Below are 22,996 nucleotides of genomic sequence, written 5' to 3'. Positions count from 1 at the left end.
GTTTTTTAGTTGGTAATAGCCTTACGATAACTGACTTCTTTTTTTAATAATGAATCTCTAGTGTTGCAAAGATTCTCAACCTGCATTAATCCTTGATTTATCGCTATCCAGACGCAAAAAAGTACTTTAGACTAATCAGGGATGACGATTATCCAAGATTCAGTATATAGGACTTTTTTGTATCTACATAGCTTTAAATCAAGGTTTTGATTGAATGGAGTTCTTTGCAACACTAGTGAGAAATTATCTATCACTTTTTTGCTGATATTCTGTTTAAAAATTTACTTACAGCTGATTCTTTTTACTTTTTTGTCACCGGATCATCATCAATAGCTTTTTCATCTGACTTTTCAGCGACATAACGGATCTCTCGATATTCTTCAATTTCACTCACGATTTCATCGAATCGTTCATGCAAAATAGATCGACTCAGTTTCACTGAATCCATTTTTTTTTGAATAGATTCATAATCCTTTGATACGTCCGGTCCAGTTTGATCATCCTCTCTTCCCATTAAACAATCTTTCGCAAGCTGATTGAGATCCACGATTTTTTCATCTAGCTCATTCAACTTGTTTTGCGCTTCTTGCAGTGACTTTCCCAGTTTTACTTCTAAGCGTTGCAGCTGAATTCCATCGTTTACATCATGATCCGCAAGAAAGTTTATTGCGGAAATGATTTCATCCAGTTCAGCCATAACCGGTTCTTTCTTCAACGGAACAGTGCCATTATACAAGCTCAGCTGCTTTACCAAAGTTTTTCCGTTCATGTATCTGTTTCTATCAAAATTCTTCTCATTCATGAAATAGAAAATGTCATCATACTTCACGTATAAGTTAAAACCTCCATCATCTAACTGATCCAGCTTATAACCGCCAATAAATAATTGGCCCCTATTGGCCACGCCAAAATCGACATTCAAATAGATTCCTTTTGAAGTCACATGGTCAACCTGCCAACTTTCAATTTTTACTTGATAATCAAAATCTTGTTTCACTGCATTTTCTTTTTCTTCATAACGCTCAATAACATCATCAATAGAAAAGACAGCTGTGTTTTCTTTGACTCGCTCTTCGATCCGATCCAAATTATATTTCTCAGGATCACTCTTCGATAGATTCCGGCCACGCGTATTCTTCGTTTGCGGCTGGTCCAACAACCGGAACGTTGACCATTTTTTTGAAAAATCAACATGCAAGTATAGAGCCGCTGCCTTCTCTTTAAAGTCTTCTATATTTGAAGAATGTTCTAATAAAAAATCCAATCTTGACTTAATTTTGTACTTAAATAATTTCTCAGTTTGCCACATCGTGTATTTTTTATGAGAGTTTCTAGGCGACTTATCTATAATGATTGCTCCAGCTTTTGACGCATGTTTATCAGAAATTTTTTCTAATTGCGCCTTTGTGCCTTTTAACCATCGAAAAGAATTTCCTGTAATCATATTCGTCGAATTAAATACAATATGATTATGAATGTGTTCTCGATCAACATGAGTGGAAATGACAAATTCGTGTTCATTCTCGGTCAATTCGAGAATTGTTTTCCGGCCAATTTCATGGATCTCTTCAGGAGACAAATGATCTTCCGGTGAAAATGATTGGATCACGTGGTGGCCTAATATCTTATTTCCAGATTCGAGTTGCTTCAGCTTGAGTGATTTTATTTTTCCTGTTTTCAAATCAATCTCTAAATCCGTTCCTTTTGCAACTGCCGCGTTCAATTTAGTTGCGGTGAATTCATCTGCTGCATTTTCGATTGAAGCAATCCCAAAGCTAGATACTAATTTCTTATTCAGTGTTTTATTTTCATCGATTAAATACGGAAATAGATTTCCTAAATGATCACTATCCGCATTTTCTTTTATTGTCGTCTTGCCTGCATTTTTTATATAGTCCTCAGCATTCTTCAAATGATCGAACGTGTGAATAAAAAAGTGTTTGGTGTAAACCATCCTACTTGCCTCGTTGCATTTCTTTTTTTAGTGCGGCCGTAACCATTATTTGAAGATTTCTGACTTCACTGATCAACGTTTGCACATCCGCCGATGATATTTCTTCAAATTGATTTGCTAATCTGGCCATCTGATTGACGTTGTTTCCGATCCGGGCAACCTCTTGATTCAATTTCCTCAATTCAGAATAATCAACATGAACGATCTCGCCGGTTATCAGCATGATCCGAGCGAAATTTTGAAAATTGTCATACGGACTTAAAGCCATTTTATTCTTCAGATATCCATATTCTTCTTTATTGAACCTTACTAGTTTTTGAACTGTTCTTTTACGATTTCCCTTATTTCCCACTGTCAGCCCTCCTTTTTCTGTTGACAACCCAAATTCAAGATCAGTAGTCTAACCTTTTTGCGAGCAGAGCAAGTGGTTATCCACTCGCTATATTTTAGAAAAAAGCCGTCAAAAACCGACGACTTATTTCTAAATGTTTGGGGTTTCCCCCAATCCCCCTTTTTGTACTCCTGACCATTATTGACCTTATCTCAATCTAAAATTGTTTTGCTAGAAACTTAAAATGATTGTGTTTTCTTTTTTTCCAGATTCGTATTTTCATTTTGTTCATGCTGAGTACGATCGATTCGATTTTCCTGAGCACTCCAAGTATGATCAATTGATATTTCCGGATTCACTTCCACTCCAAAATCAGTATCATAAGAGTCAACAACTTCTTGAATCAGATCTTCATATTCACGATCCGTTCTGATCTTTTTCAAGTAGGCAATCGTATCATTATACGGTGCCAAATCAATCTCAACTTCATTGTCTTCAAATTCCATGACCAACAATTCCAGCCGTCTGATCAACTGTCTTTTGGAAATATTCTTTCTGGACGAATGAATTCTTGGCGTCTCACTCGCAGGATCAACTAGTAGAATTTGAGATAAAGCAATATAATAGTTTTCATTCTTCATTGGCATTCAATTCATTTCCCTTCTCCGGTAATTTAATTTTATCTAGAAGTGATTGAGTATTCGTCCTCAACCTCCCCTTTAAGGATTCAGTCGAGGACGTTCCTCTTTTGGGATCGTTGGTTCGACCTCTTTCTTTTCGGTTTTTGTCTCACTCTTAAGTGGTTGAATATCTCGACCTTGTGCTTTGGCAACTCTCTCTTCAAATTTATTTGCCGGTTCAGCCATTGCAAAAGAAAGCGACAAGGACTTCTCAAGTGACTCAATAACTTGTTGGGCCTCTTTCGTGATTCGATCCAACGATTCAGTAAAAGAATCAACTGACTGCCCTTGTTTTGTCCATGAGGCTAGATAGCCAAAGGAGTAATCACTGGTATCAATTCCTAAATGATTACTTACGATATAAGCGACCGACTCTGCTTCAAATTCCTGCTGACTATACTTCTCGTCTCCAAAAGCACACGTTGAATCAGCATGTAATTTTGCATGAGTGATTTCATGAATCAGTGTCTTCAGAGTCATAATTTCACCAAGCCCAGCTTTCACAACAATCTCTTGATCGATCTTGTGATAGTATCCTCGTGCAGACCCTTCAATTGGTTCAATTTTAATCGGTACAGGAGAAATACTTTCGACTGCTTTATAGACTTTTACAAACTGTTCTGGCGTTTCAAAATTCCCCTCCAGATCATGAATCGGTTTCGGAATTGGCTCTCCAGATGTTTTGCTCACATCAAAGACCGGTGTTAAGAAAAAGAATCTTTCTTTAACGACTTGGCCATTTTCATCTTTAACAGGCTTACCGTTTTTATCCTTAACAATTTTAGATCCTGGCGCATAAACATATAATGCCTTTTCTCCTTTGTTGACAGTTCGACCAACTTCTTGCCATTTTTTATATCCGGCAACTCGTGTTGTTTCAGGATTTTGTGCAAGTAGTAATCGAACGTTCCTATGAGAATATTTATGGAACTTAGAAACAAAATTGAGATAATTTTTAAACACATCTGTTTCTAAGTAAGAAGAGATTCCATTCTTCAAATGACTCGATAACGCTTTGTAGTCCTTCTGTTTAATAATATCTTGTATGGATCGCTCTTCTTCTTCAAAGGGTATTTTCTTATTTATAACTGCTTCTTCCGACAGAAGTTCAGCTACTTTTCTCTTCGCCTCATCAGTCGTTGCCGGATATTTCTTAGACTCAATAAATTCTCCTTCAGGAGTTAATTCGAGCGCAACTTTTTTTAAGCCTGCCACGAAATAAATTGTCGGATCGTTTGACCATTGTTTTATTTCGTCACTCTCAAGCAATGCCTTTACATGAGGCGAAAGACTCTCATAACGTGATTTGACTTTTTCTTTAGTTATACTCATACCTCCACCACCTTTTTGTTTGTCTTCAGGATTTTTTTTAATCATCCTTTTTTCAAAAGCTTCGATTTCTTTTTTTTCTCTTTGATTTCCTGCGAGAGTTCTTCCACACGAATTTTGGATTGATCCCATTTATTTCTCCAATTGTCGCCATTATTATTTCTATTTATTTCACCAGTTGTTGAAAGTCTATGAAATTCGTATAGCCAAGTAAGATGGGTTTCATGTTCAATTTGAAGTTTCTCAAGACTCTCTCTCATTTCTTCTAAGACCTCTTCGTCTGACTTACTTGGCATAAGTTCGATCATGTTATCAAACAAAGTTTCTTGATTAAAAACATCTTTCGGCTTTCCTTTGTCTTCCTGAATTTCTTTTGTGTCATTTTGCATTTCTTTCACTTTTTTTATTCCTTCAGGAAACAATGGTACTGTTGAGAATTTGTAACTTGGTGAGCTTTTATCTAATACCTCGAGTCTTAAAACATATTCTTCAAAAGATTGACGGATTTCTTCTTGTTTAGAAAATATAAGTTCAGACTGTTCAGTTGGCAGCGTATTTCGGATCTCGATTGTATACTCGATTGGAACAAAAATGGATTTCTCAAAATCTAAACCAGGGCGTTTAAAATGAGAATTGGTTGTCTCAAACGGAGTCTCAAAATACGCACCCTCCGGTTTCTTTTTCCCTAAGTTTGCTCTTAAAGGGATATACCAGTTTTCATCCTGGTTATACAAACCAACAAAGCTACGTGCAACTTTATCTAACAGTTGCTCACTACCGGTCCGAGCGATTGTCTCTGCAATAAATCGTTGATCTATAGTGACTAGTTTGTAAATTGACATCGTTTTCTCCTTCTGTTATATTTAAGTTGCTGAAGATGTACAGGCAGAACAAGCCTTGATTGTTCCATTAGGTGAGGCATCTTCAGGAGCGAACCTTTACAGGTTCGCTTCTTTTTTTGTCCAAAATTTATTTCATTATTGGTGAATCAATCGCCACTCGCTGATCGGGAAAATCAGCTAAATTCTTTTCAATCATCCGGTTCTTCTCGACAGCTGCAGCCTTCCTTTGTTCAAACATATTGGGCTTTTCCAATAACAACTTTTCTGCTTTCTGATTCGTACCAGAAAAAAGAGCTACAGAAACCTCTTTGTTTTGAGATTCATGTACCTCTTTTGTACTGTTGTTTTGTTCGTACTTCTCGTTAATTTCTCCGATAGTTCTTTTTTGAAGAATGTTAATTATGGTGGGATCAAAAACAACGATTTCCTTAGTTGATTTTCCTTGATCATCTATATGTGCTCGAATTGAATAATGAATATCTTGTTTGTTCAACGCTTCGATAACCACTTTTGATCCTTCAACTACTCTTCCGAGTAAATTATTTAACTCATTGATTACGTCTAAATCATCATTTGCAGAATCTAAAATTTGGCTTGCTAACACAGAAGCAAGGAACAGATTTCCTTCGGTCATTTCTGTTTCACTAGAAGGCTCACCAACCTCAGATAATAGGTAAGGATATGGATCATCCGAAGAAAGTTCATCTTCTGAAATACTGACGACCAGTTCAAAGACCTGGTCGTGGGTCAAGGTTACCTCTTCAGACGAAAGAACGTTTCCTTGTAAACTGCTTGGATCGATAGTATAAATATACCCTTCCTCACCAGCATACATTTCCGCGTGTTTTTGATCATCAGTTAAATAGATTCCAAATCCTAATGCCGTTCCATTTTTTGGAGTATCTTGCAACTCAAAATGATCAAATGACATGGTAGATCCATGAAAAAGAGCTGTCTGAATCTCCTTTTCAGGAGAGTTCAACAGCTCATTCGCCTCGTATTCAACTTCTATAAATTCCGCTTGTTCTTCTTTATAGTTCACTAGATGATTACTATCGGTGGGCAATTTCTGAAAACCCATTCGTTCAAATTGTTCAATGCTTTGATTGCTTATATATGTGCGTGCTTCAGGAACGACAACGGTTCCCCACTCAAAAATATTTTCCCGAGTTGCCCCTTCAGGACGTAAATCCCTATGATCAACTCCACGTAATCCCATTTCGAAACCACCGTAAAGTGTAAGATCATCTATCTGATAAATTATTTCCTCTTCCGATCCTCTGATCATAGTCGGATCATCTGCAATTAATTCGTGTAGATATTCAATGAATTCTCCTCGACTAACCATTTCAGCACACCTTTCTAACTATGACATATTTTGCTACACAGCTACTATAAGAATCACTTCATAGTTGGTGAATCGTTCGCCACTCGTTGTTCAGGAGAATTAACTAAATTCTTCTCAATCAATTGGTTCTTTTCAATGGCTGCAGCCTTCCTTTGTTCAAATTTATTCGGTTTACTTGTGGCAGCTTTGACTTCTTTGTTCGTTTCTTGGATATCTGCTGCAGGTCCACTCATTTCATGCGGTAATATTTGATCAATTGGGATCTCCACTATAGGTTCATTGCCTTGTCCTGATGAATGCCTTCCAATTACTTCATTGGCTAGATTTTCTTGCATGGTCTTGGCGATCTGATTATCATAAAGATTTATGAAATGCTGAATAGCTTCAGTTGAATAATTCAACTCAGTGCCGTTATTAACGGAAGAATCATACGCTTCTTTTCCACCTTCATAAAAGAAATCGTAATAATCCTTTTCCCAGGTAGAAGCAAGCTCTGAACTGATCATTGGTGCTATTTCAGCCTGAATATTCCATGCGTCTTGCATAAAAACGTTCCATGCCTGACTTAATTCCTTATCGCCAAATTTTTCTTGATGTGCCTGCCAATTATGTTTTGGTTCTGCTGATCTTTTATTAAATGCAAATTCTGACACTTTCTTTAAGTCGAAAAGACTGTTTGTTGTTAACGAACTGACTTCCTTTTCCGACAGCTTCGGATCTTGATTCATTCTTGGTGGATTAAAAGTAACTTCAGCTGCTTTCGATACGTCGATATCAACAGCCTTGTCTGACTGTGTATTTGCTTCAGTTTTTCCTTTTTTCTCTTGCTCTGTTGCTATAGCATTCCTTTTCGCCTCTCTAGGATCGATACGAGCGACTTTCTCCTCAATCGCAAACTTCTTATCGATCTTTTCCCCTAAGCTCTTAATGGACGAATTGACACGCAATATACGACTGTTAATTCCATTCTTGACTTTTAGCCGAGCATCATCTGTCATATCACCAACTAAATATTTCACTGTATCAGTGAAATATTTCATAGCTTCCTTGATTTTTGCCAAAAATCCTTCAGTCCTTTTGACAACCTCAGCTTCAGGTGTATTACTAGCCATTTGCTCGATTTGTTTCTCCTGTTTCAAGATCAGGTTCTCAATTCTTGATAAATGTTCGCCTAACATTTTTTCAACTTCTGCTCTTGTCAATGTCTCTTCAGCTGGAGCAGGGCTTTCTTCCTCGTTTTGTCTTTCCTGCATTTTATTTCTTTCGCCTTCAAACGATTTATGAATATCAGAAACATAAGAAGCAGCTGCTTCAGAGAAAGTTAATTGGTAGTTTGTATTTTTCATTTGTATTCCTCTCCTATTTCAAAGTTACGGACGGATTGATTCTTGGCGGTTCTGCTTGCCTAGCAACTGGATTGATTCTTGATTGCTTTCCTGGTCTAGCCACAGGATTAATTCTTGGCTGCTCCCCTGGTTTAGCAACTGGATTAATTCTTGGCTGTTCTCCTGGTTTAGCAACTGGATTAATCCTTTGTTGCTTCTCTTCTTTTGCAATCTGTTTAGTCTCTTTTGCGGCCTGATCGACACGTGATTTAAATGGTTCCTTAACTGGCTTTTTTAAACGTTGTAGAACCTGATTCCAGTCAGATTTTGTTTCACCTTCCATCAGAGCCGGGATCTGTGGTGTGACACTAATATTTTTAGCTCCAAACTCGTTAATAAATTTTCGACCTGCTTTATCGTTATCCACTGCCAATACGATTTGAATCAACTTATTTGGCTGCATTCTTTTATTTAGATCATCTAAGAAATCCGGCTTGTCCTTTTCCTTTACTGGAGATCCAAGCTGATTGGCTAAACACTTCGAAATCGTCCCCTTTCTAAGTCCATTCATTGAAAGTAAAATCGCATTTCCTAAGTCCTTCTGGAACAATTCGTAATAGCTAATCAAATCAATAGGTGCCTCAAACGCAATGATTTTGAGCGGATTCTCTTCAGACAATTCCTGACCAGTAGGTGGATTCCCGACTTTCACCATGAATCCTGAGAATCCGTCGCCATGCGTTTTTTTCAGATATGGCCGTTTTTGACCTTTCTGTTCCCAAACTCCTTGAACAGAGATACCTTTAATATTTCTTTGATCATCCATAGCTTTAAAAACGATCACTGGTTGTGTTTTATTTGTTTTCATGTCTGTATAGCTGGATTGTGCGAGTGCTCCCTGAGACAACAGTTGATCAATAGTTTCATTAGAAATAAGTCGTTCTTCGTTCAGATATTTTCTACCCGTAGAGAACATCTTATGGTCCTTTAAAAAGTATCGAAACTCTTTTGGTTCAGATGTATCAATCTTTGCAGCTGCTATTTCTGAACCTGTAAGGTAACTAACAGCTTCTTTGAAACTACAGTCCGTCATTGTTTGGACTAGTTTGATTGAATCGCCACCAAAGCCTTGCGAATTCCAATAGAAGGCATTCTTTTTCGTATTGATCATAAAACTATCATGCTGATCCCAGCTGAAATTTCTTCCCTCACGAACTAACCCCATACCTAAACTTAAGGCCACATCTACAATGTTTTTTTCATGTGCTTCCTGAACGAGTTTTTGACGCTCAGCATGCGATCTCATAATCTTGTCCTTTTCCATTCTTCTTCACCTCCTTTCAAAACAAAAAAGCAGCTTTGATAAGCTGCTTTGTACCAATATTCTTATGCTGCATCCGAATCGATCACCCCATGATCAATCAATTGATCTGGTGTAATCTTGTCTAATAGTTCCTCAACCTCATTCTTATATCTCTTATACTTGTACCAGTTTGGATCTCCCGGCTTATCTGCCAACAGATGGACGTTAGGGTGGTTCTCTAATGGATACTTCTGATCTTTGAATACAAACTCCTTCGAAACAAACAGAAGACATTCCATGCCACTTAAACGGCTAATTTCATCCGGTGTCATTAGGTCACGACCTTGTTTCTGTTTATTAATTGATCCTCCGGATCTCCGGCTGTTTTGTTCCGTTGAGTTTCTGATCGATATCGTCTGCTTTCCAGCTCGCTTAGAAAGATATTTCATAGTATCCTCTTCCTCTCCACCTAAGAATAGCAAGCTTGCGCATAAGGTGACGATTGAGGCCCAACCTTTCTCATACATTTTCTTCAGCTGGTCTAAGGCTTGTAGAATAATTACAATGGACATTTCCCTACTTCTGAATGTTCCCAAGAATTTCTCAATATTCGGAATTCTTCCAATATTGACGAATTCATCCAAGATTAAACGAACGTGCAGCAAGACCTTTCCTAGTGTTAAGGTCCACTCACCGGACAAAATGTTATCGACTTTATGTCGTAGTGTTTCCATTGCTGTAGCAAGGAAAATAGCTGATAAGAAGTTGTATGAATCACTTGTCTCAGGAATGGTAATAAAGACTGCAGTCTTTTCTTCATTCCAGCTGTCGATATCCATCGTATCCTCTTTAACCATGTCAACGACCTGTTCGTGGTCAAATACCGAATAGCGAGCAGCTGCAATTGCTAAAACACTTGCTCGAGTTTCTGCTCGGTACAGATCATTAAAGAGTGACCATTGCTTGTAAGCGTAGTTGTTTGGATGTTTTTCATGCTGCTCTTCGAACCAATCTTCAACTGAACTAGGAATTTTCGGATCTTTCCGTTCACAAAACCGTAGCATATCCCCAATCATTGATAAATTCGGTAGATAATCATTATCTTTCCCATCAAACCACAAAAAGGCGATAAACGCGCGAATGAGTAAAGCTTCTGCTTTAACCCAAAAATCTTCGCCTTGTTTATCGCCTTTTTTCGTACCTTCAGTGATCGCTTCTAAAACACGATCCACATCAAGTTCTGTTTTAATGTATTTGAACACATTGAAGTGATCACTGTTTGCTAAATTAGCTAAATCGAAAATCTTTACTTTGTATCCGGCATCTTCAAGCATTTTCCCTGTTTCACGAACCAACAGTCCTTTCGGATCTGTGACAATATAACTGCCTTGCATCTGCATTAAATTTGGTTTTACAAAGAAACGTGTTTTACCTGAACCTGGATCTCCGATTATACAAATATTCTTATTCCGCTGAACGGCAATTGGTAATCGCTTATTATGAAGCCCCATTCTTGCCTTCTCAGTGAGAATAATATTATTCGCTTCCTCCTTATCCGCATACTTGGCCATTTCTTCAGGCTTAGCAAACCTTGCTGATCCATGCTCTTCATTGTGCCTATATACGCCTTTGTCATTCTTGTAGATATAACCTAGCAGACCACCTAGAAAACCCATTAAACCAGCTGCTAAAGAAATTGGTTGAAACATAAGGAAATAGCTGAAAAAGTGGGTAACAAAATCATTTAAACCATCCAACGATAGAACGAAATTAATGATCTCCGCAGCTGTAGCATCCGAAAAAGACAAAATCCAGTTGCTCATAGTGTAGAAAATGATTAGCAGAAAAAATGATAGAGCTAGATATGTTGAAAGTGATTTTTTGTACGTCTGCATTTATTCTTCCCTTTGATTGATACTGGATCTCAAAAAAAGGCTATTGTACTCGGATACACCATAAAACTCTTTAGCGTAATACCAGTCAATAACCTCAAATCCTTTATTCAAATGAAATAATAGAGATACTGTATTTTTTGTACTCACATGAACATACATTGAATCATAGAGCTGCTCTACCTCATTAATCAGTTTCGTTGCTAGTCCTTTTCTTCGGTGTCCAGGAACAATGAATAGTTGCTCAATATAAACGCTGCTTCGTTCTGCTCTTTCCTGCCACAAACCTAAATTCGCGTCTACTTGTCTTTGTACATACTCGCTAAAAGCACAATATCCGCAAATAGAATTTTTTTCACTATCCTTTATCACAAGGATTTTATTTGAGTCAGTCAACGCTGTAGTAGATAAGATCCCTTCACCATCTGTTTTGGCTAATCCAGCTCGCAAAATTGGGTACAATTCATCTAAAAGAAACTTAAATGAAGGCTCAGTTGAATTGACCAACCTCAGTGAATAGTGACTCTCTGCATTCTTTTCCATACTAGTAGATCCTTTCTCGTTTGATTCTATCAGCACTCAGTTAGTGCAATGGCTGTCGCAATCTCTTTACATGGAAAACAATTTTTGCCTTCTTCGTCAACTTCTTTGGTCACATATATTGGTGTTAAATCGCCATTCTCTTCATAAATGGTGAAATAGTCTTCCTGATTTTCTCGACAAATGATATAGACTCCAGCTCTCGGATATTCACGTACAAAAAATTCGTCTGATTCATAACCTTCATCTGATAACATTTCTCTAATTTTAAATTGATGCTCCTTTTCAAGACATGAAGGTAAGGCATTGATTCGGTCCTCATTCAAAGATCCTTGAATCACTCTCCAGTCATCTAAATAGCTTTTCATTCCACTTGCTCTCCTTCCTTTGAAATCGATCGCGATCCTTCAAACATTTTTATTTCATTGATTCTTTTTATTTGAAAAGCGATCTCATTTATATCTCTTTCATCAACTGTTGAAGTATCTAGGTATAAATACTTCAGTTTTGGTGTTGCTGCACGCATATCAGATAAGCAGGTGACTACTAAAGAATTCGGATCATTTCCAAACACTTTTTTAAACACTTCCAAAGCAGTAGCATCGTTGCCATTAAAAATTTGAACCCTTGCTAAGGGGTCTTGATCCATTTCTGCTTTGAGTGAACGTAGTCGTTCCTCAATAGAAGGTAACCTGTTATAGCTTGGTCTACCAAAAATAAACCCATTACCCAACATGGGTGGGGCTTTCTTACTTATATCCCGCTGTCCTTTTAATGTCAGATCTTGGAGATTTCTCGCATCGATCAACGTGAACAATTTATGATATAAAACGCCGAATACTGGTAAAGTGATCATAAACCATAAGACAGATGGAATTAGCTCTGAAAATAAAATGTGCCACATTCGGGAAAGAACAGCTAAAAGAAAGACCCAAAGCATTGAGATAACAACTGAAAAACCAATTTTAGTCACAAGGTCAAAGTCAGCACGCTCAATTTCACGAGCTATTCTTCTAATTTTGTTCATTACTTCTCCTCTTCTCATTATAATTTTTTAAAAGTTGCTGAATCATACCCTAGATTCTCAATCCTTTCCCGGTAAAACCTATGCACCTCCGCATTTCTAGATATCTCTAGCAAGTGGTTTATTTGTCCAACTTCATAAACACCGGTAATTGAACTTTCGACGCTCTCATGAGGATCTTTTTCAGTGTGTAAAAGGTCAAATCCATCTTGCAACATAGCTGCTTTTGGAGAACTCGCCTCCACTACATTGTATTTCTTGTCAGTTCCTTCAATTGTTTCTACTACAAATAACATCTACTTCCCTCATTTCAAAATTTTGCAAGCTGAAAGATTATCAGCTTTTTCCAGGCGCTTTGATTGTTGGTGCTTTTTTGATTGTTCCTTGATATTTTGCTTGGTGCTTTTGTGCGTATTCGACTCTTTCCTTAAAGCTCATTGATCCTGGCCGCTTCAAGATATTTCTCGAAAATGCGCCTAAGTTTGTTGAAACGTCCTTAATAACTGGCTTTAACGCTTGTGCGATCAACATCTCGTCTTTTGCCTTAAAATACATCCGAACGCCATTTTCACTCTCTTCAAAAGCAAAAGACACTTGGTGCTGATTTAAATACGATCGTATTTTAGTCAGATCTACTTTCTGAGACAAAAATTGAACGCTAACCGAATCTTTTTGGTTTAACAGTTTATACAGGCTGGTTTCACTTGGTGTGTATTTATTTTGGAAATACTCACCTATCTGTTCAGCACCGGAACTCACTCTAAGCATAGCTTCAAAAAATGTACGTAAGGTTGCCGTACCATTGATATAAACGGAATGTATCAATTCTTTTTGTTCCATAACCCACCTCTTTCAATAAAAAAGCCACCTTTATTGGCAGCTAAAGAAAGCAGAAAAGCAGAAGAGGCTACTCTCCTGCTCTAATTGTCTTTAATTCCGCAAGAACCGGAATTTTATCCGTCTCTTTTTCTTGTTCCTGAGGCTCTTCATTCAAATCTAGATCTAAAGTACTGAAGGTCGTTCGAATATTTTCCATTAATTTATTGGAAAATTCCGTTTGACGCTTTTTAAGCTCAATCATTCGTTCATCAAATAGCTGCTTCAGTTCCTTCGTTTGTCGGTTATACTCCGATCGAATTTCTGCAGCTGCTTTCCGTTTGAACTTATCTTCAATCATTTTCGTTTTGGCTTCAATTTGTTTTTCATATTCCTGGTTGATTCGTTCCATTTCAACCGCATGACGTTTCTCTTCTTTTTCGATCGCTTCTGCTTGTTTTTCATAGAGATCCATTTCTGTACGGCTGATTGATTCTTCTTTTTCTTCCTTAATTTTGACCATTACTTCAGTCTCAATCAGATCTCGACTATCCACTGTAAATATTTCCGTTTCAATCTTTTGTTTCTCTTGTTCTACGAACAGATCCATTCGGTCTTGAAAGCTTAAACCTGCATCGATCGCAGAAGGCTCAAAGGACGAAAGAGATTTAGTTGTTCCAACTCCTGGGACACCGATAGAAACTGAATTTTTTTGTTTTTTGGTTTCTGATTTTACTGGAACTTCCTCATTTGCTAGAACAGGTATTGGTTCAGGTATCTTTTCTTGAGTAGCAGCAGCCTTTCTTTCTTCTAGTTGCTGCTTCAGTAATTTGATTTCTTCTTGTTGTGCTTTTTGTGCGGCAATTAACTCTTGGATCTCATTTGAATTGGACGACTCAGTCACAACTTCCGCAGTTTCCGCAGCTGGCACAGTTGGAACGGATGCATAGCCTTCTGTTGGCTCGGTCGTTTGTGTTGGTGGTACTGCTGCTGGAATTGGTGGCACCGGTGGTACTGGTGGCGCTGCTATTTCAGGTACAGGCACCGGATTAGGTGGTCCTTCTAAAATAGTTTGATCAAATTTAATGGGTTTTCTTGTATAAAACTTGTCCAATAATGAATCAAAATCCGTCTCAGGAGCCATAGGGAACTCCAGTGCATGAGCATACAAGACTTGATCTTTCTTGTTGCGTTTAACGATAACGACAGATCCTTCGCTCTCTTCCTCAATGATTCTCGCATTTTCTTCCTCGACCCAACAAATCAAGTAATCAGCGGCTTTGATCTCTTCAGTTTCAATATTGTTTTCTTGGATGAATTCAAAAGTAAATTTCTTTTTAATGACGGATAGTGGGTTAAATTTCATCAGAATCACCTCCTAGTTCTGAATGGTCCTCTTTTGCAACGTGATCATTAATTTTCGTAGGTTCTTCAACTGGCTTGCTTGCCAACATGGCCATAAGATCCTTCATGTCCATCTTATTTTCTACAAGCAATTGAGATACAATATCCTGTTCGGCCTGTTCGAGTGCAGCGGTTTTCTTTTTCACTAGTTCGCCTTGTTTCGCATGAGCAGCCTTCGCTTTATTGAGTTCTTTTTCAATCCGGTCTCGCTTTTTTTGCAGATCCCCAATTTTTACCATGAATAGCTCTCTCCTTATTCAGTTTTTGATTCTTCAGTCTTGGAATCAGCTGTTGATTCAGTTGAATTCGTAGACTCACTTGTTTTGGTTTCTGCCTTACTTTCAGAAGTAGAAGTCTCCGCTTCTGAATCATCTTCCTCAGCTTCTTTGTTGCTATCGATGGTCTTACTATCTTCAGTTTCGTTTTCCTCTTCATCATCATAGGTATTATTTCGAGGTGTCTCACCGGTAGTCGTCAAGAAGATCTTATTGATCGTATTCACCTTAAACCGTTTGTTTTCTTCGACAAAGGTGAGCTTAAGCGTCTGTGTTTCAGGCGTATCGACCAATGCCCCTTCAGTCGTGCCTTTTTCAACTAACTGTGTATTGTGATACTTCACTTCTACTAGTGCAACGTTATTCACGTTATCAATATAGATATCCGCTTCATCAAAGACTTGATTGATTACATAGCCTTTGTACGCTTGGTTGATCGGGAGATCCTCAATATCCGTTTCCTGTGTGTACATGGTGCTCGTCATAAATGGTTTGTACCGTTTTCTATTTTCAGAGAGATCCTTCTTGGTATAATAGGCGATCAAAAAAGCTTCAACGTCTTTCGAGCTGAGTTCCTTCTTTTTCGTTTTATCCTCGATGGTCTTCTTAACAGTATTCGCTACTTTGGGTTCATTCTTCGCTTCTTGTTTATTGACCAATTGACCCACACCAAAACCTGTAAGAATTCCGGCGATAAACAGCGTCACAATCGCTAATCTTCGAATGAGTTTGACTCTTTTTTCGTTATACATTCATTTTTTCCTTTCCTATCTATTTATTCCTAAGACCTTTGCTGGATCTAATAAACTACTTACTGAAAGATCCGTCGATTTTGAGATCTATAACGATAGGTAAAATTTTGATATTATCTCCATCTTTTCCCCCGTTCCACACCGTGCATGCGACTTTCACCGCACACGGCGTTCCATCTAAAAGCTACTCATTTTATTGGTTCAAGATGACACTTAGTTCGAAGTATATTTATTTTGTCTAGTTGTTTATCTGTTAATTGAAGCTCTATTAGGTACTTCAACGAATTGTTGATAGTATTTGCATGAATTATTTTATGGACAGCTTTGTGAATTATTTTTAAATTATCATACCTATCAGTTCCTCCCATTGAGACTGGGGTGATATGGTGACAATGAAATTCTTCTGATGATAAAACGCGCCCTGTTACTTCACATTTCCCATTGACCATGACATACCTCGATAATCGATTGTCCATGTATTCTACTGTCCGGCCTGTTTCTCTACGACGTAGAATTTTAGCCATTTCAATTTTTATATCTATTCCTATCCCTTTATAATATTTATTACGTCCTGAGGACGTATAGGGAACTGTTCCAGGAATAAAGTTAATTGGTATTTTAAATTGAACATCGGCGATTGGATAAATCCATGTCCCATTAATTCTCCATGTCCTATAAGTTTTGCTATACAATTTGTCAAAGGTAAGGCTTGTTCCATGATAAGGTTTACTATATTTACCTACTGTTTTAAACCTTGTTTTCATCATTTGTTTTAATTCATAATCTATTTCACTGAATGCCACTGAAACAGTTGTCGCAATTCTATAATAATTGTGCATTCCCAATATTTTATAATTCAACAGATGAACATAACCAGGATTTCCCTGAATTCGTTTAATGGTTTCTCTTAGCTGTTTAATCATTGTTTGCTTACTTGTCCTACTCACATAGCTTCTTGCAGTGTATTTATTACCTTTAGGAACTGCTCTTATCTCAAATCCTAAGAACTCTGTTCGTTTCTTTCTCAAGTTAGTTATTCCTGATTTTTCAGGTGATATTTCCAACTTTAAGTGTTTTTCAATATAACCTCTAATCGCTGTATACCATCGTTTAGCCATTGAATAGGAACGAGTTAATAATTTGAAGTAAGTAGCCCAAGGGAACCTCCCCCTTAGGCCCTCTCAGAACCGGACGTGAACCTCTCAGCTCATCCGGCTCCCATTATCCAGCCGATGGTAATATTCCAATTTTCCAATGCGCGAATAACCTTCTTTCCCGCTTGGCAATTTCCCCCAACCAATGTTCCGCTTTTCTTCGTGCTTGTCGCTTTTTATATTTACGACGAACCCACTTCACTAGACATTGGTTGACGTAGCGCAGTAGACTGTACATTTCAGATTTGTAAAATTTCATGTAATAGTTCATCCATCCTTGAATTTTACTATTGAACATGTTCGCTAAATCTTCTAGCTTTTTGTCCGCTTTTAACTGTAATCGCCAATTCCTTATTTCTTTGCGAATCGCCTTTTTCGCTTTATCTGATACTGCAGGAAGAAAATTTGTGAAGTACTTTCCATATTTATTCTTGGCACCTCTAGGTCTAAACGTAAAACCTAAGAAGTCAAAGGTAGTAATCGGATAGTTTCCTCTCCGGTCACTATCTTTGCAGTAAACAATCTTTGTCTTATCTGGATGTAATTCTAGTCCAAAGATTTTAAACCTTTCTTCCAATCTTTTCTTCAGATATTTCGCTTGCTTTAAGGATACGCAATGAGTGATACCATCGTCTGCGTATCTAGCCCACTGTATGTTAGGAAATTCTTTTTCCATGAAGTCGTCAAAGGTATAGTGAAGAAACAAGTTCGCTAGAACTGGACTGATTACGCCACCTAATGCACAGTAAAGAATAATGTAAAGTGAAAGCGTAGAAGCCGCATGGATAGGAGCCTTACGGCTGAAACACTACGCATAATAAATTGATTAATGATCAAAGACTATTTAAGAAATCAAGCAATTGATTGTCTTGATTCCATTCCGGTAATTCATCGGAAGTAATTTTAGGATAGGCTTTTTCAAGTATTTGTCTCTTGGACTCCATGTCTAAGAGAGCGTAGACATCAGTTGTAGAAATATCTACGTGACCTAAAATATCGCGAATATATACGAGGTTCACTCCAGCTTGATATAGATGCATTGCTTTCGAATGTCTCAATATATGAGGGGTCACCCTTTTGGGTAAGCTAGAGCGATTTTCTCTAATGACTGCCTCGTATTTTTGGAGAATATACGTTATACCTCCGCGAGTTAACTTCTTTCGTTGTTGGTTAAAGAACAATGGGAATGCCTGATGGCCATTTTTCAAAAGATTGTTTTCTGCCATGTACTGTCGCAAGAGAATGACTGTATTCCCCAAAATAGGGACGTTTCTTGTTTTTTGACCTTTTCCGGTCAAAGTAATCATTTCTGGGTGATCCAGTCTTACATCACAAATCTTTAAATCACAAAGTTCTTGAACCCTTGCGCCAGTATCATAAAGAACACTTAATAAGGTTCTATCTCTTCTCCCTGTTGCTTTTAATGGATCCGGGGCATGTAATAGTTCTTTTGTTTGTTCAGCGGTTAAATGAACAATCGTTGATCGCTGGCATTTTTTACTGGGTACTTGCAGAATCTGTTGGCATAGATCCATGTAAGCCGGTTCTTGTATGAGCACGTATTTAAAAAATGCATGAATAGCCATTAGTCGTTGATTTCTTGTCGTGATAGAACAGTAACGGTCTGTCTCTAACCAGTTCAAAAAGTCTGTTAACAGCTCTTTTTTGAACATATTGAAACACAATTTTTCTGGTTTTATCCCCTGAACTTCTTGACAAAATTTCAAAAACAATCGAAAAGCATCCCGATAAGAAGAAATAGTGTTACTACTCAAATTTCTAACAATCGGCAAGTAGTTTGTAAAGAAGTCCGTCAGGTGTTTGGCAAAATCAGTAGTCTTCATGAGATTCACCAACTTCAGGGATTACATTTACAAAAGTGTCATTCAGTTTTTTAGTGATATTTGGAAACACATCTGCTGTCAAATGAAGATAATAAGCAGTATCACTCAGTGATACATGTCCTAAATAGGTTTGTAAAACTGGAAGATATACCTTTAAATCTTTGCTTTCCAAGGCCCATTTTCGAAGACAATGAACGGCGAAAGTATGTCGCAAATCATGAACTCTCGGACCTTTTCCACGTCCGCCATGTGGTATCCGTGCTTGCCAAAGAAATTTTCGTAGATTTTTTTCTACATTTCCCCTGGTCATCGGTTTACCGTGGTAACCCGGGAAAAACCAATCTTCGGGTTGAGAAAATAGGTGAACGGTCTGATAAAAGCTATTTAGTCGTTTTAACATTTCTGGAGAAAGCGGTAATTGTCGAAATTTTCCCAGTTTAGCATTTACTATCTTAATCACACCAATTGTTAAATCTATATCTTGAACTTTCAGTAATCGTGCTTCTGACAATCGCATACCGCAGCTGTAAAGTAATCTGAAAAATTCTGGCATTACCAAATGTCGATAGGGAACTTGAGAACAATAGTGACATTGATCTGCTTGAAAAAATATTTTCTTTAATTCCTGATTTGTATAGATATGAGGAATGTAACGTGTAGGTCTTGGCATCATTCCTCTTGGAAAGATAAATGCATCAAGACCAAGTCGAGTCATATATTTAGCTAGTTCTTTGATTGGTGTAATACGATTTTGCAAAGTAGCTGCCTTTTCTGTGGGTCGTTTCTTTGACCAATCCATCACTAAATCAACTGTTAAATTTTTTTCATCATGATAATAGTCAACACAAAATTTATCAAAACGACGTAGAATCTGTACTTCAGATTCGTATTTGTAGCCTAATGCTCTTTTTTGTTCAATTAATCCTATGATATAAGACGCAAACCTTGAGGAAAACAACACTATTCCACCTCCGGACTAAGCGCACATTCGCTAAGTAGCCGAAGGCTGCTTTTTAGGTAAATAGGTGTAGATTCAGTACTTTGATGTCCGAGAATATCTGAAATTTCTTGGATAGGCGTATGATTTTCAAGCAATGTTGTAGCTAAGGTATGACGCAAAGAATGCATACCAATTTTTTTCTCTTTTGTAACTGGAATCTTCGCAACTCTCATATGTTTGACAATCATCTGATGGAGATGATCATTATCCGAAAAAGCTCCAATAGGTGCAAGATGGCGAAGAAAGATGTAAGGCGAATCACTGATAGGACGGCCATTTTTAATATAATCAATGATTGCCCAACCCACGTCCTTCAAAAGCGGTAATCGAACAGTATTATTCGTTTTTGATTGTGCAAATTCTAAATAATTCTCATCCCAGTTCAAACTAGAAAAAGTTAAGTGTTTAATATCTATACATCGAAGCCCCAAACGCGCGACTAAAAGAATAATCGCGTAATCTCTTTTACCCGAAGGGTTTTCTCTGTCGATTGCGTTTACTAATTTATAGAGATCATCCTTATCCCAAACTGACGGAATAATCGTTTGGTTTGGAACATGAATTGTAGGGATTAGAACGGTACAATCGGTTTTTAAGACATTTTCTTTATACAAAAAGCGTAGAAAGGATCGAGTGCCACACAAAACAAACTCAACCATTTTAGGACGATAACCTAATAGTGTTTTGACAAAATCATTTAGGTTAGAAGCTGTTATTTGTTCAAGAATAATCCCATTGCCCTCTATGAAGTACAAGAAATTTTCCGCGGTTCTACTATAACTTTCTTGTGTAGATTTAGCATATTCAGCGAGATAACATTCTCTTTCAAACCGTTCCAATAGTTTTAAGTGTTTCGCCTGATTAACTTTATTTAGAGTTTGATTATAACGCCGAAGAACAATCCCGTGTTGTTGGAAGTCACCTAGCATACGGACGATTCGGAATAAATACACATTACTTTGAGTGAGTGTGCCAGCTTGTTCTTTAGCGAAGAAATCACATTTCTCATCAACATAGCGCATAGCGACGGATTCTGAAAAATAAAATTCATTTTGTGAATCAAAATAGTCAGTGAGTCTTTTCCAGTTACTTCGATAATAATTTAGAGTGGCTTCTTTATAACCAACCCTTTGAAGCTCTTGATCCAGCAGTTTGATAAGTTCTTTTAGCTTTACTTTTTCTTTCATGTTCTTGCCTCCAAAATATATTTTTAGGGATAGTCCCAAAAATAATCTTGGCAGGATCTTGTTCATTGAGCAATTTATTATGCGCAGTGTTTCAACCGTAAGGCTCCTATCCATGCGGCTTCTACGCTTTCACTTTACATTATTCTTTACTGTGCATTAGGTGGTTTATGTGTAGCTTAGCATAAGCCTCCTTGGGGCGTTCCTTCTTCCGTCGTCGTGATGAGTCCATTTTCCATTACACCACTCATCAGGTATTGACGGATCAGTTTTAGAACTTGCTTGTCCTTTACTTTCCGCTCAATGAAATACATCAGCTTATCGTGATTTACGGTGTCAAAGTAGGCTTTCATATCAATGTCTACCACATATCGGTAACCTTGTTCATAATAAGATTTTGCTTTCTTCACTGCGCCATGTGCGCTGCGATTTGGGCGAAACCCATAACTATTATCTGAGAATTCTGGTTCAAATAGCGGTTGTAACACTTGATTGATTGCCTGTTGAAGCATACGATCGATAACCGTGGGAATTCCTAGTTTTCTTACACTGCCGTTTGATTTCGGTATTTCTACACGCAAAACTGGCTGCGGCTTATATGTTCCTTGGCGTAGTTTGACAAGTAGTTCCTCACGATGCTCCTTCAAGTAAGGAAGCAGTTGGTCGGTGGTCATTCCATCTGCACCCGCCGCTCCTTTATTTCTGACTACTTGAAGGTACGCTTGATTGAGATTGTTACGCTCAAGCACTTTTCCAAACAGATTAGCTACACCATCTTGTTTCCTTTGTTCACCGCAAGAAGTGCTACGCACTTCATCATACCCTTCGTGCTCCACACTAGCTCTTTGATGATAGCCAAGTTTTCTTGTTTTCTGCGGTCGTCGCATCTTCTCACACCTCCTAAATTATTCAAGATTCTTATTGTTCAGTCCTTCGTAACGGTCAGTATCGTTACTACTATGACCTCGGCTGACTTCTCATGATTCACCATCATGTCGCCATGATCGTTGTGCTGGTTTGTTTTCATTCAACGCCCACAACACCCTCATGAGATCTCCCCCGGTAAGAGTGAAAACTATCCTCCCGTGTAACTGCTAGATTTACTGTATAGGTTTCGGACAGTATTGGACTTTGTCTTGTGATGAAGACTTATCCGACCTAAGCCAGCCTTGTATCTAGTTTCTGTTCGTGAGTTTGCGTCCGACTTCCTTCAGCCACAACCTCACGATTGCCACCTTGTCTTTCGCTAACAGTTCCTACTGCCAAGCCTGTAATGGACTGTCACCACCAAGTTTTCACCGTAAACGTCACATAGTAGGGTGTCTCGTTTTCTCCTTCGCCGACTGTTAAACTTACTGTATCAACTTACAGGAGGCATACTATGGAGAAAAAAGAGATCGTACCTATTCAGATCGTGGATCGAAATCCACCGATGTCGCCAACTGCTCCAGCGAAATCAAAACTCGCGGCTCGAGTGAAATTGGGACAAGCTGAAGCTTACATCTACAATGGAACGGACAAATATATTTTGGCAACGATCATGAAGGAGTTGAGCATCCATGCTTCTCGACTTCACTCACGTACCTAATATCTTTATCGTTTGTGGGAAAACCGATCTTCGAAAAGGAATCGATGGACTTGCGGCCTTTGTCACAGAAACATATCAACTCGATGTTTTCGATCACTCGCTCTTTCTGTTTTGTGGCTCAAAACCAGACCGCTTCAAGGCACTTTACTGGGAAGGTGATGGCTTTTTATTATTGTACAAACGATTTGAAAATGGTCGGCTTCAATGGCCGAAAAACTCTTCAGAAATGAAGAAATTAGATGTTCGGCAATTGAAACGACTGCTTATAGGCTTTTCGATCGAAGAGAAGAAAACCATTCATTCCAGCACCAAGGGTGCCTTCTATTGAAGTAGTAGAAACGTTGGTTTTATGCGATTTCTACTACTTTTTTGTCGTCAGAAATGGTATAATAATAACAGGTGATATCAAGC

General features: G+C 38.0%; 25 protein-coding genes. 2 read left to right on the top strand and 23 right to left on the bottom strand.

Annotation, left to right across the window (positions count from 1 at the left end):
* Positions 1 to 301 precede the first annotated feature (301 nt).
* From IGI52_RS02150 to IGI52_RS02040, 23 genes are all read right to left on the bottom strand, one after another.
* Positions 302 to 1,954, bottom strand: coding sequence for a relaxase/mobilization nuclease domain-containing protein (locus IGI52_RS02150; RefSeq protein ID WP_438780316.1), 1,653 nt, complete (start codon positions 1,952 to 1,954; stop codon positions 302 to 304).
* 1 nt (position 1,955) lies between these two features.
* The gene (locus tag IGI52_RS02145; RefSeq protein ID WP_438780315.1) at positions 1,956 to 2,306 is read right to left on the bottom strand and encodes a plasmid mobilization protein; all 351 of its coding nucleotides are present in this window, start codon (positions 2,304 to 2,306) and stop codon (positions 1,956 to 1,958) included.
* Between the two features lie 218 nt (positions 2,307 to 2,524).
* Complete coding sequence (locus tag IGI52_RS02140; protein WP_438780314.1) at positions 2,525 to 2,932, bottom strand: hypothetical protein; 408 nt, start codon at positions 2,930 to 2,932, stop codon at positions 2,525 to 2,527.
* Positions 2,933 to 3,004: 72 nt separating this feature from the next.
* Complete coding sequence (locus tag IGI52_RS02135; protein ID WP_438780313.1) at positions 3,005 to 4,297, bottom strand: ArdC-like ssDNA-binding domain-containing protein; 1,293 nt, start codon at positions 4,295 to 4,297, stop codon at positions 3,005 to 3,007.
* A gap of 41 nt (positions 4,298 to 4,338) precedes the next feature.
* Positions 4,339 to 5,136, bottom strand: coding sequence for a hypothetical protein (locus tag IGI52_RS02130; RefSeq protein WP_438780312.1), 798 nt, complete (start codon positions 5,134 to 5,136; stop codon positions 4,339 to 4,341).
* Positions 5,137 to 5,263: 127 nt separating this feature from the next.
* Positions 5,264 to 6,484, bottom strand: a complete 1,221-nt coding sequence (locus tag IGI52_RS02125; protein ID WP_438780311.1) for a hypothetical protein — start codon at positions 6,482 to 6,484, stop codon at positions 5,264 to 5,266.
* Positions 6,485 to 6,537: 53 nt separating this feature from the next.
* Positions 6,538 to 7,830, bottom strand: coding sequence for a hypothetical protein (locus IGI52_RS02120; RefSeq protein ID WP_438780310.1), 1,293 nt, complete (start codon positions 7,828 to 7,830; stop codon positions 6,538 to 6,540).
* Positions 7,831 to 7,843: 13 nt separating this feature from the next.
* Positions 7,844 to 9,133: a toprim domain-containing protein gene (locus IGI52_RS02115; RefSeq protein ID WP_438780309.1), complete on the bottom strand. Its 1,290-nt coding sequence runs from the start codon at positions 9,131 to 9,133 to the stop codon at positions 7,844 to 7,846.
* 62 nt (positions 9,134 to 9,195) lie between these two features.
* A complete protein-coding gene (locus tag IGI52_RS02110; RefSeq protein ID WP_438780308.1) occupies positions 9,196 to 11,007 on the bottom strand; it encodes a VirD4-like conjugal transfer protein, CD1115 family in 1,812 nt (603 codons plus the stop codon).
* A complete protein-coding gene (locus IGI52_RS02105; protein ID WP_438780307.1) occupies positions 11,008 to 11,547 on the bottom strand; it encodes a GNAT family N-acetyltransferase in 540 nt (179 codons plus the stop codon).
* Positions 11,548 to 11,576: 29 nt separating this feature from the next.
* Complete coding sequence (locus IGI52_RS02100) at positions 11,577 to 11,912, bottom strand: hypothetical protein (protein ID WP_438780306.1); 336 nt, start codon at positions 11,910 to 11,912, stop codon at positions 11,577 to 11,579.
* On the bottom strand, positions 11,909 to 12,571 hold the full coding sequence (locus IGI52_RS02095) for a hypothetical protein (protein WP_438780305.1): 663 nt from the start codon (positions 12,569 to 12,571) through the stop codon (positions 11,909 to 11,911). Before IGI52_RS02095 ends, IGI52_RS02100 begins: the two co-directional genes overlap by 4 nt.
* Before the next feature lie 17 nt (positions 12,572 to 12,588).
* A complete protein-coding gene (locus tag IGI52_RS02090; protein ID WP_438780304.1) occupies positions 12,589 to 12,864 on the bottom strand; it encodes a hypothetical protein in 276 nt (91 codons plus the stop codon).
* Between the two features lie 40 nt (positions 12,865 to 12,904).
* Complete coding sequence (locus tag IGI52_RS02085) at positions 12,905 to 13,408, bottom strand: DUF3801 domain-containing protein (protein ID WP_438780303.1); 504 nt, start codon at positions 13,406 to 13,408, stop codon at positions 12,905 to 12,907.
* 67 nt (positions 13,409 to 13,475) lie between these two features.
* Positions 13,476 to 14,750 (bottom strand): hypothetical protein, encoded by a 1,275-nt coding sequence (locus IGI52_RS02080; protein WP_438780302.1) that lies wholly within the window; start codon positions 14,748 to 14,750, stop codon positions 13,476 to 13,478.
* Positions 14,740 to 15,027, bottom strand: coding sequence for a hypothetical protein (locus tag IGI52_RS02075; protein WP_438780301.1), 288 nt, complete (start codon positions 15,025 to 15,027; stop codon positions 14,740 to 14,742). Before IGI52_RS02075 ends, IGI52_RS02080 begins: the two co-directional genes overlap by 11 nt.
* Positions 15,028 to 15,041: 14 nt before the next feature.
* Positions 15,042 to 15,815, bottom strand: a complete 774-nt coding sequence (locus IGI52_RS02070; RefSeq protein ID WP_438780300.1) for a hypothetical protein — start codon at positions 15,813 to 15,815, stop codon at positions 15,042 to 15,044.
* 188 nt (positions 15,816 to 16,003) lie between these two features.
* Positions 16,004 to 16,843 carry an HNH endonuclease signature motif containing protein gene (locus IGI52_RS02065; protein WP_289866609.1) on the bottom strand — a complete coding sequence of 280 codons (840 nt, stop codon included), beginning with the start codon at positions 16,841 to 16,843 and terminating at the stop codon, positions 16,004 to 16,006.
* Between the two features lie 193 nt (positions 16,844 to 17,036).
* Positions 17,037 to 17,723 carry a group II intron maturase-specific domain-containing protein gene (locus tag IGI52_RS02060; RefSeq protein WP_438782211.1) on the bottom strand — a complete coding sequence of 229 codons (687 nt, stop codon included), beginning with the start codon at positions 17,721 to 17,723 and terminating at the stop codon, positions 17,037 to 17,039.
* A 79-nt stretch (positions 17,724 to 17,802) separates the two neighbouring features.
* Entirely contained in the window at positions 17,803 to 18,813 is a 1,011-nt protein-coding gene (locus IGI52_RS02055) for a site-specific integrase (protein WP_438780299.1), read from the bottom strand.
* Positions 18,800 to 19,774, bottom strand: a complete 975-nt coding sequence (locus tag IGI52_RS02050; RefSeq protein ID WP_438780298.1) for a tyrosine-type recombinase/integrase — start codon at positions 19,772 to 19,774, stop codon at positions 18,800 to 18,802. The genes IGI52_RS02055 and IGI52_RS02050 overlap by 14 nt, the downstream gene beginning before the upstream one ends.
* Positions 19,774 to 21,000 carry a tyrosine-type recombinase/integrase gene (locus IGI52_RS02045; RefSeq protein ID WP_438780297.1) on the bottom strand — a complete coding sequence of 409 codons (1,227 nt, stop codon included), beginning with the start codon at positions 20,998 to 21,000 and terminating at the stop codon, positions 19,774 to 19,776. The genes IGI52_RS02050 and IGI52_RS02045 overlap by 1 nt, the downstream gene beginning before the upstream one ends.
* Before the next feature lie 176 nt (positions 21,001 to 21,176).
* Positions 21,177 to 21,884: a reverse transcriptase domain-containing protein gene (locus IGI52_RS02040; RefSeq protein ID WP_438780296.1), complete on the bottom strand. Its 708-nt coding sequence runs from the start codon at positions 21,882 to 21,884 to the stop codon at positions 21,177 to 21,179.
* Between the two features lie 494 nt (positions 21,885 to 22,378).
* Here IGI52_RS02040 and IGI52_RS02035 point away from each other — a divergent pair, with 494 nt between their 5' ends.
* Both IGI52_RS02035 and tnpB read left to right on the top strand, forming a co-directional pair.
* A complete protein-coding gene (locus IGI52_RS02035; RefSeq protein ID WP_270791438.1) occupies positions 22,379 to 22,585 on the top strand; it encodes a hypothetical protein in 207 nt (68 codons plus the stop codon).
* Entirely contained in the window at positions 22,557 to 22,913 is a 357-nt protein-coding gene (tnpB, locus tag IGI52_RS02030; protein ID WP_216411126.1) for an IS66 family insertion sequence element accessory protein TnpB, read from the top strand. Before IGI52_RS02035 ends, tnpB begins: the two co-directional genes overlap by 29 nt.
* Positions 22,914 to 22,996: the final 83 nt, after the last annotated feature.

It is taken from the genome of Enterococcus sp. DIV0187, from assembly GCF_051713785.1.
Lineage (GTDB): Bacteria > Bacillota > Bacilli > Lactobacillales > Enterococcaceae > Enterococcus_A > Enterococcus_A avium.
The sequence above is the reverse complement of the archived record's forward strand: the minus strand, read 5'-3'. Positions and strand labels throughout refer to the sequence as shown.

Coding starts and splice junctions, on each gene's coding strand:
- IGI52_RS02150 (WP_438780316.1), bottom strand. CDS start 1,954: ATGGTTTACACCAAACACTTTTTTATTCACACGTTCGATCATTTGAAG.
- IGI52_RS02140 (WP_438780314.1), bottom strand. CDS start 2,932: ATGCCAATGAAGAATGAAAACTATTATATTGCTTTATCTCAAATTCTA.
- IGI52_RS02135 (WP_438780313.1), bottom strand. CDS start 4,297: ATGAGTATAACTAAAGAAAAAGTCAAATCACGTTATGAGAGTCTTTCG.
- IGI52_RS02130 (WP_438780312.1), bottom strand. CDS start 5,136: ATGTCAATTTACAAACTAGTCACTATAGATCAACGATTTATTGCAGAG.
- IGI52_RS02125 (WP_438780311.1), bottom strand. CDS start 6,484: ATGGTTAGTCGAGGAGAATTCATTGAATATCTACACGAATTAATTGCA.
- IGI52_RS02120 (WP_438780310.1), bottom strand. CDS start 7,830: ATGAAAAATACAAACTACCAATTAACTTTCTCTGAAGCAGCTGCTTCT.
- IGI52_RS02115 (WP_438780309.1), bottom strand. CDS start 9,133: ATGGAAAAGGACAAGATTATGAGATCGCATGCTGAGCGTCAAAAACTC.
- IGI52_RS02110 (WP_438780308.1), bottom strand. CDS start 11,007: ATGCAGACGTACAAAAAATCACTTTCAACATATCTAGCTCTATCATTT.
- IGI52_RS02105 (WP_438780307.1), bottom strand. CDS start 11,547: ATGGAAAAGAATGCAGAGAGTCACTATTCACTGAGGTTGGTCAATTCA.
- IGI52_RS02100 (WP_438780306.1), bottom strand. CDS start 11,912: ATGAAAAGCTATTTAGATGACTGGAGAGTGATTCAAGGATCTTTGAAT.
- IGI52_RS02095 (WP_438780305.1), bottom strand. CDS start 12,571: ATGAACAAAATTAGAAGAATAGCTCGTGAAATTGAGCGTGCTGACTTT.
- IGI52_RS02090 (WP_438780304.1), bottom strand. CDS start 12,864: ATGTTATTTGTAGTAGAAACAATTGAAGGAACTGACAAGAAATACAAT.
- IGI52_RS02085 (WP_438780303.1), bottom strand. CDS start 13,408: ATGGAACAAAAAGAATTGATACATTCCGTTTATATCAATGGTACGGCA.
- IGI52_RS02080 (WP_438780302.1), bottom strand. CDS start 14,750: ATGAAATTTAACCCACTATCCGTCATTAAAAAGAAATTTACTTTTGAA.
- IGI52_RS02075 (WP_438780301.1), bottom strand. CDS start 15,027: ATGGTAAAAATTGGGGATCTGCAAAAAAAGCGAGACCGGATTGAAAAA.
- IGI52_RS02070 (WP_438780300.1), bottom strand. CDS start 15,815: ATGTATAACGAAAAAAGAGTCAAACTCATTCGAAGATTAGCGATTGTG.
- IGI52_RS02055 (WP_438780299.1), bottom strand. CDS start 18,813: ATGAAGACTACTGATTTTGCCAAACACCTGACGGACTTCTTTACAAAC.
- IGI52_RS02045 (WP_438780297.1), bottom strand. CDS start 21,000: ATGAAAGAAAAAGTAAAGCTAAAAGAACTTATCAAACTGCTGGATCAA.
- IGI52_RS02040 (WP_438780296.1), bottom strand. CDS start 21,884: ATGCGACGACCGCAGAAAACAAGAAAACTTGGCTATCATCAAAGAGCT.
- IGI52_RS02035 (WP_270791438.1), top strand. CDS start 22,379: ATGGAGAAAAAAGAGATCGTACCTATTCAGATCGTGGATCGAAATCCA.
- tnpB (WP_216411126.1), top strand. CDS start 22,557: ATGCTTCTCGACTTCACTCACGTACCTAATATCTTTATCGTTTGTGGG.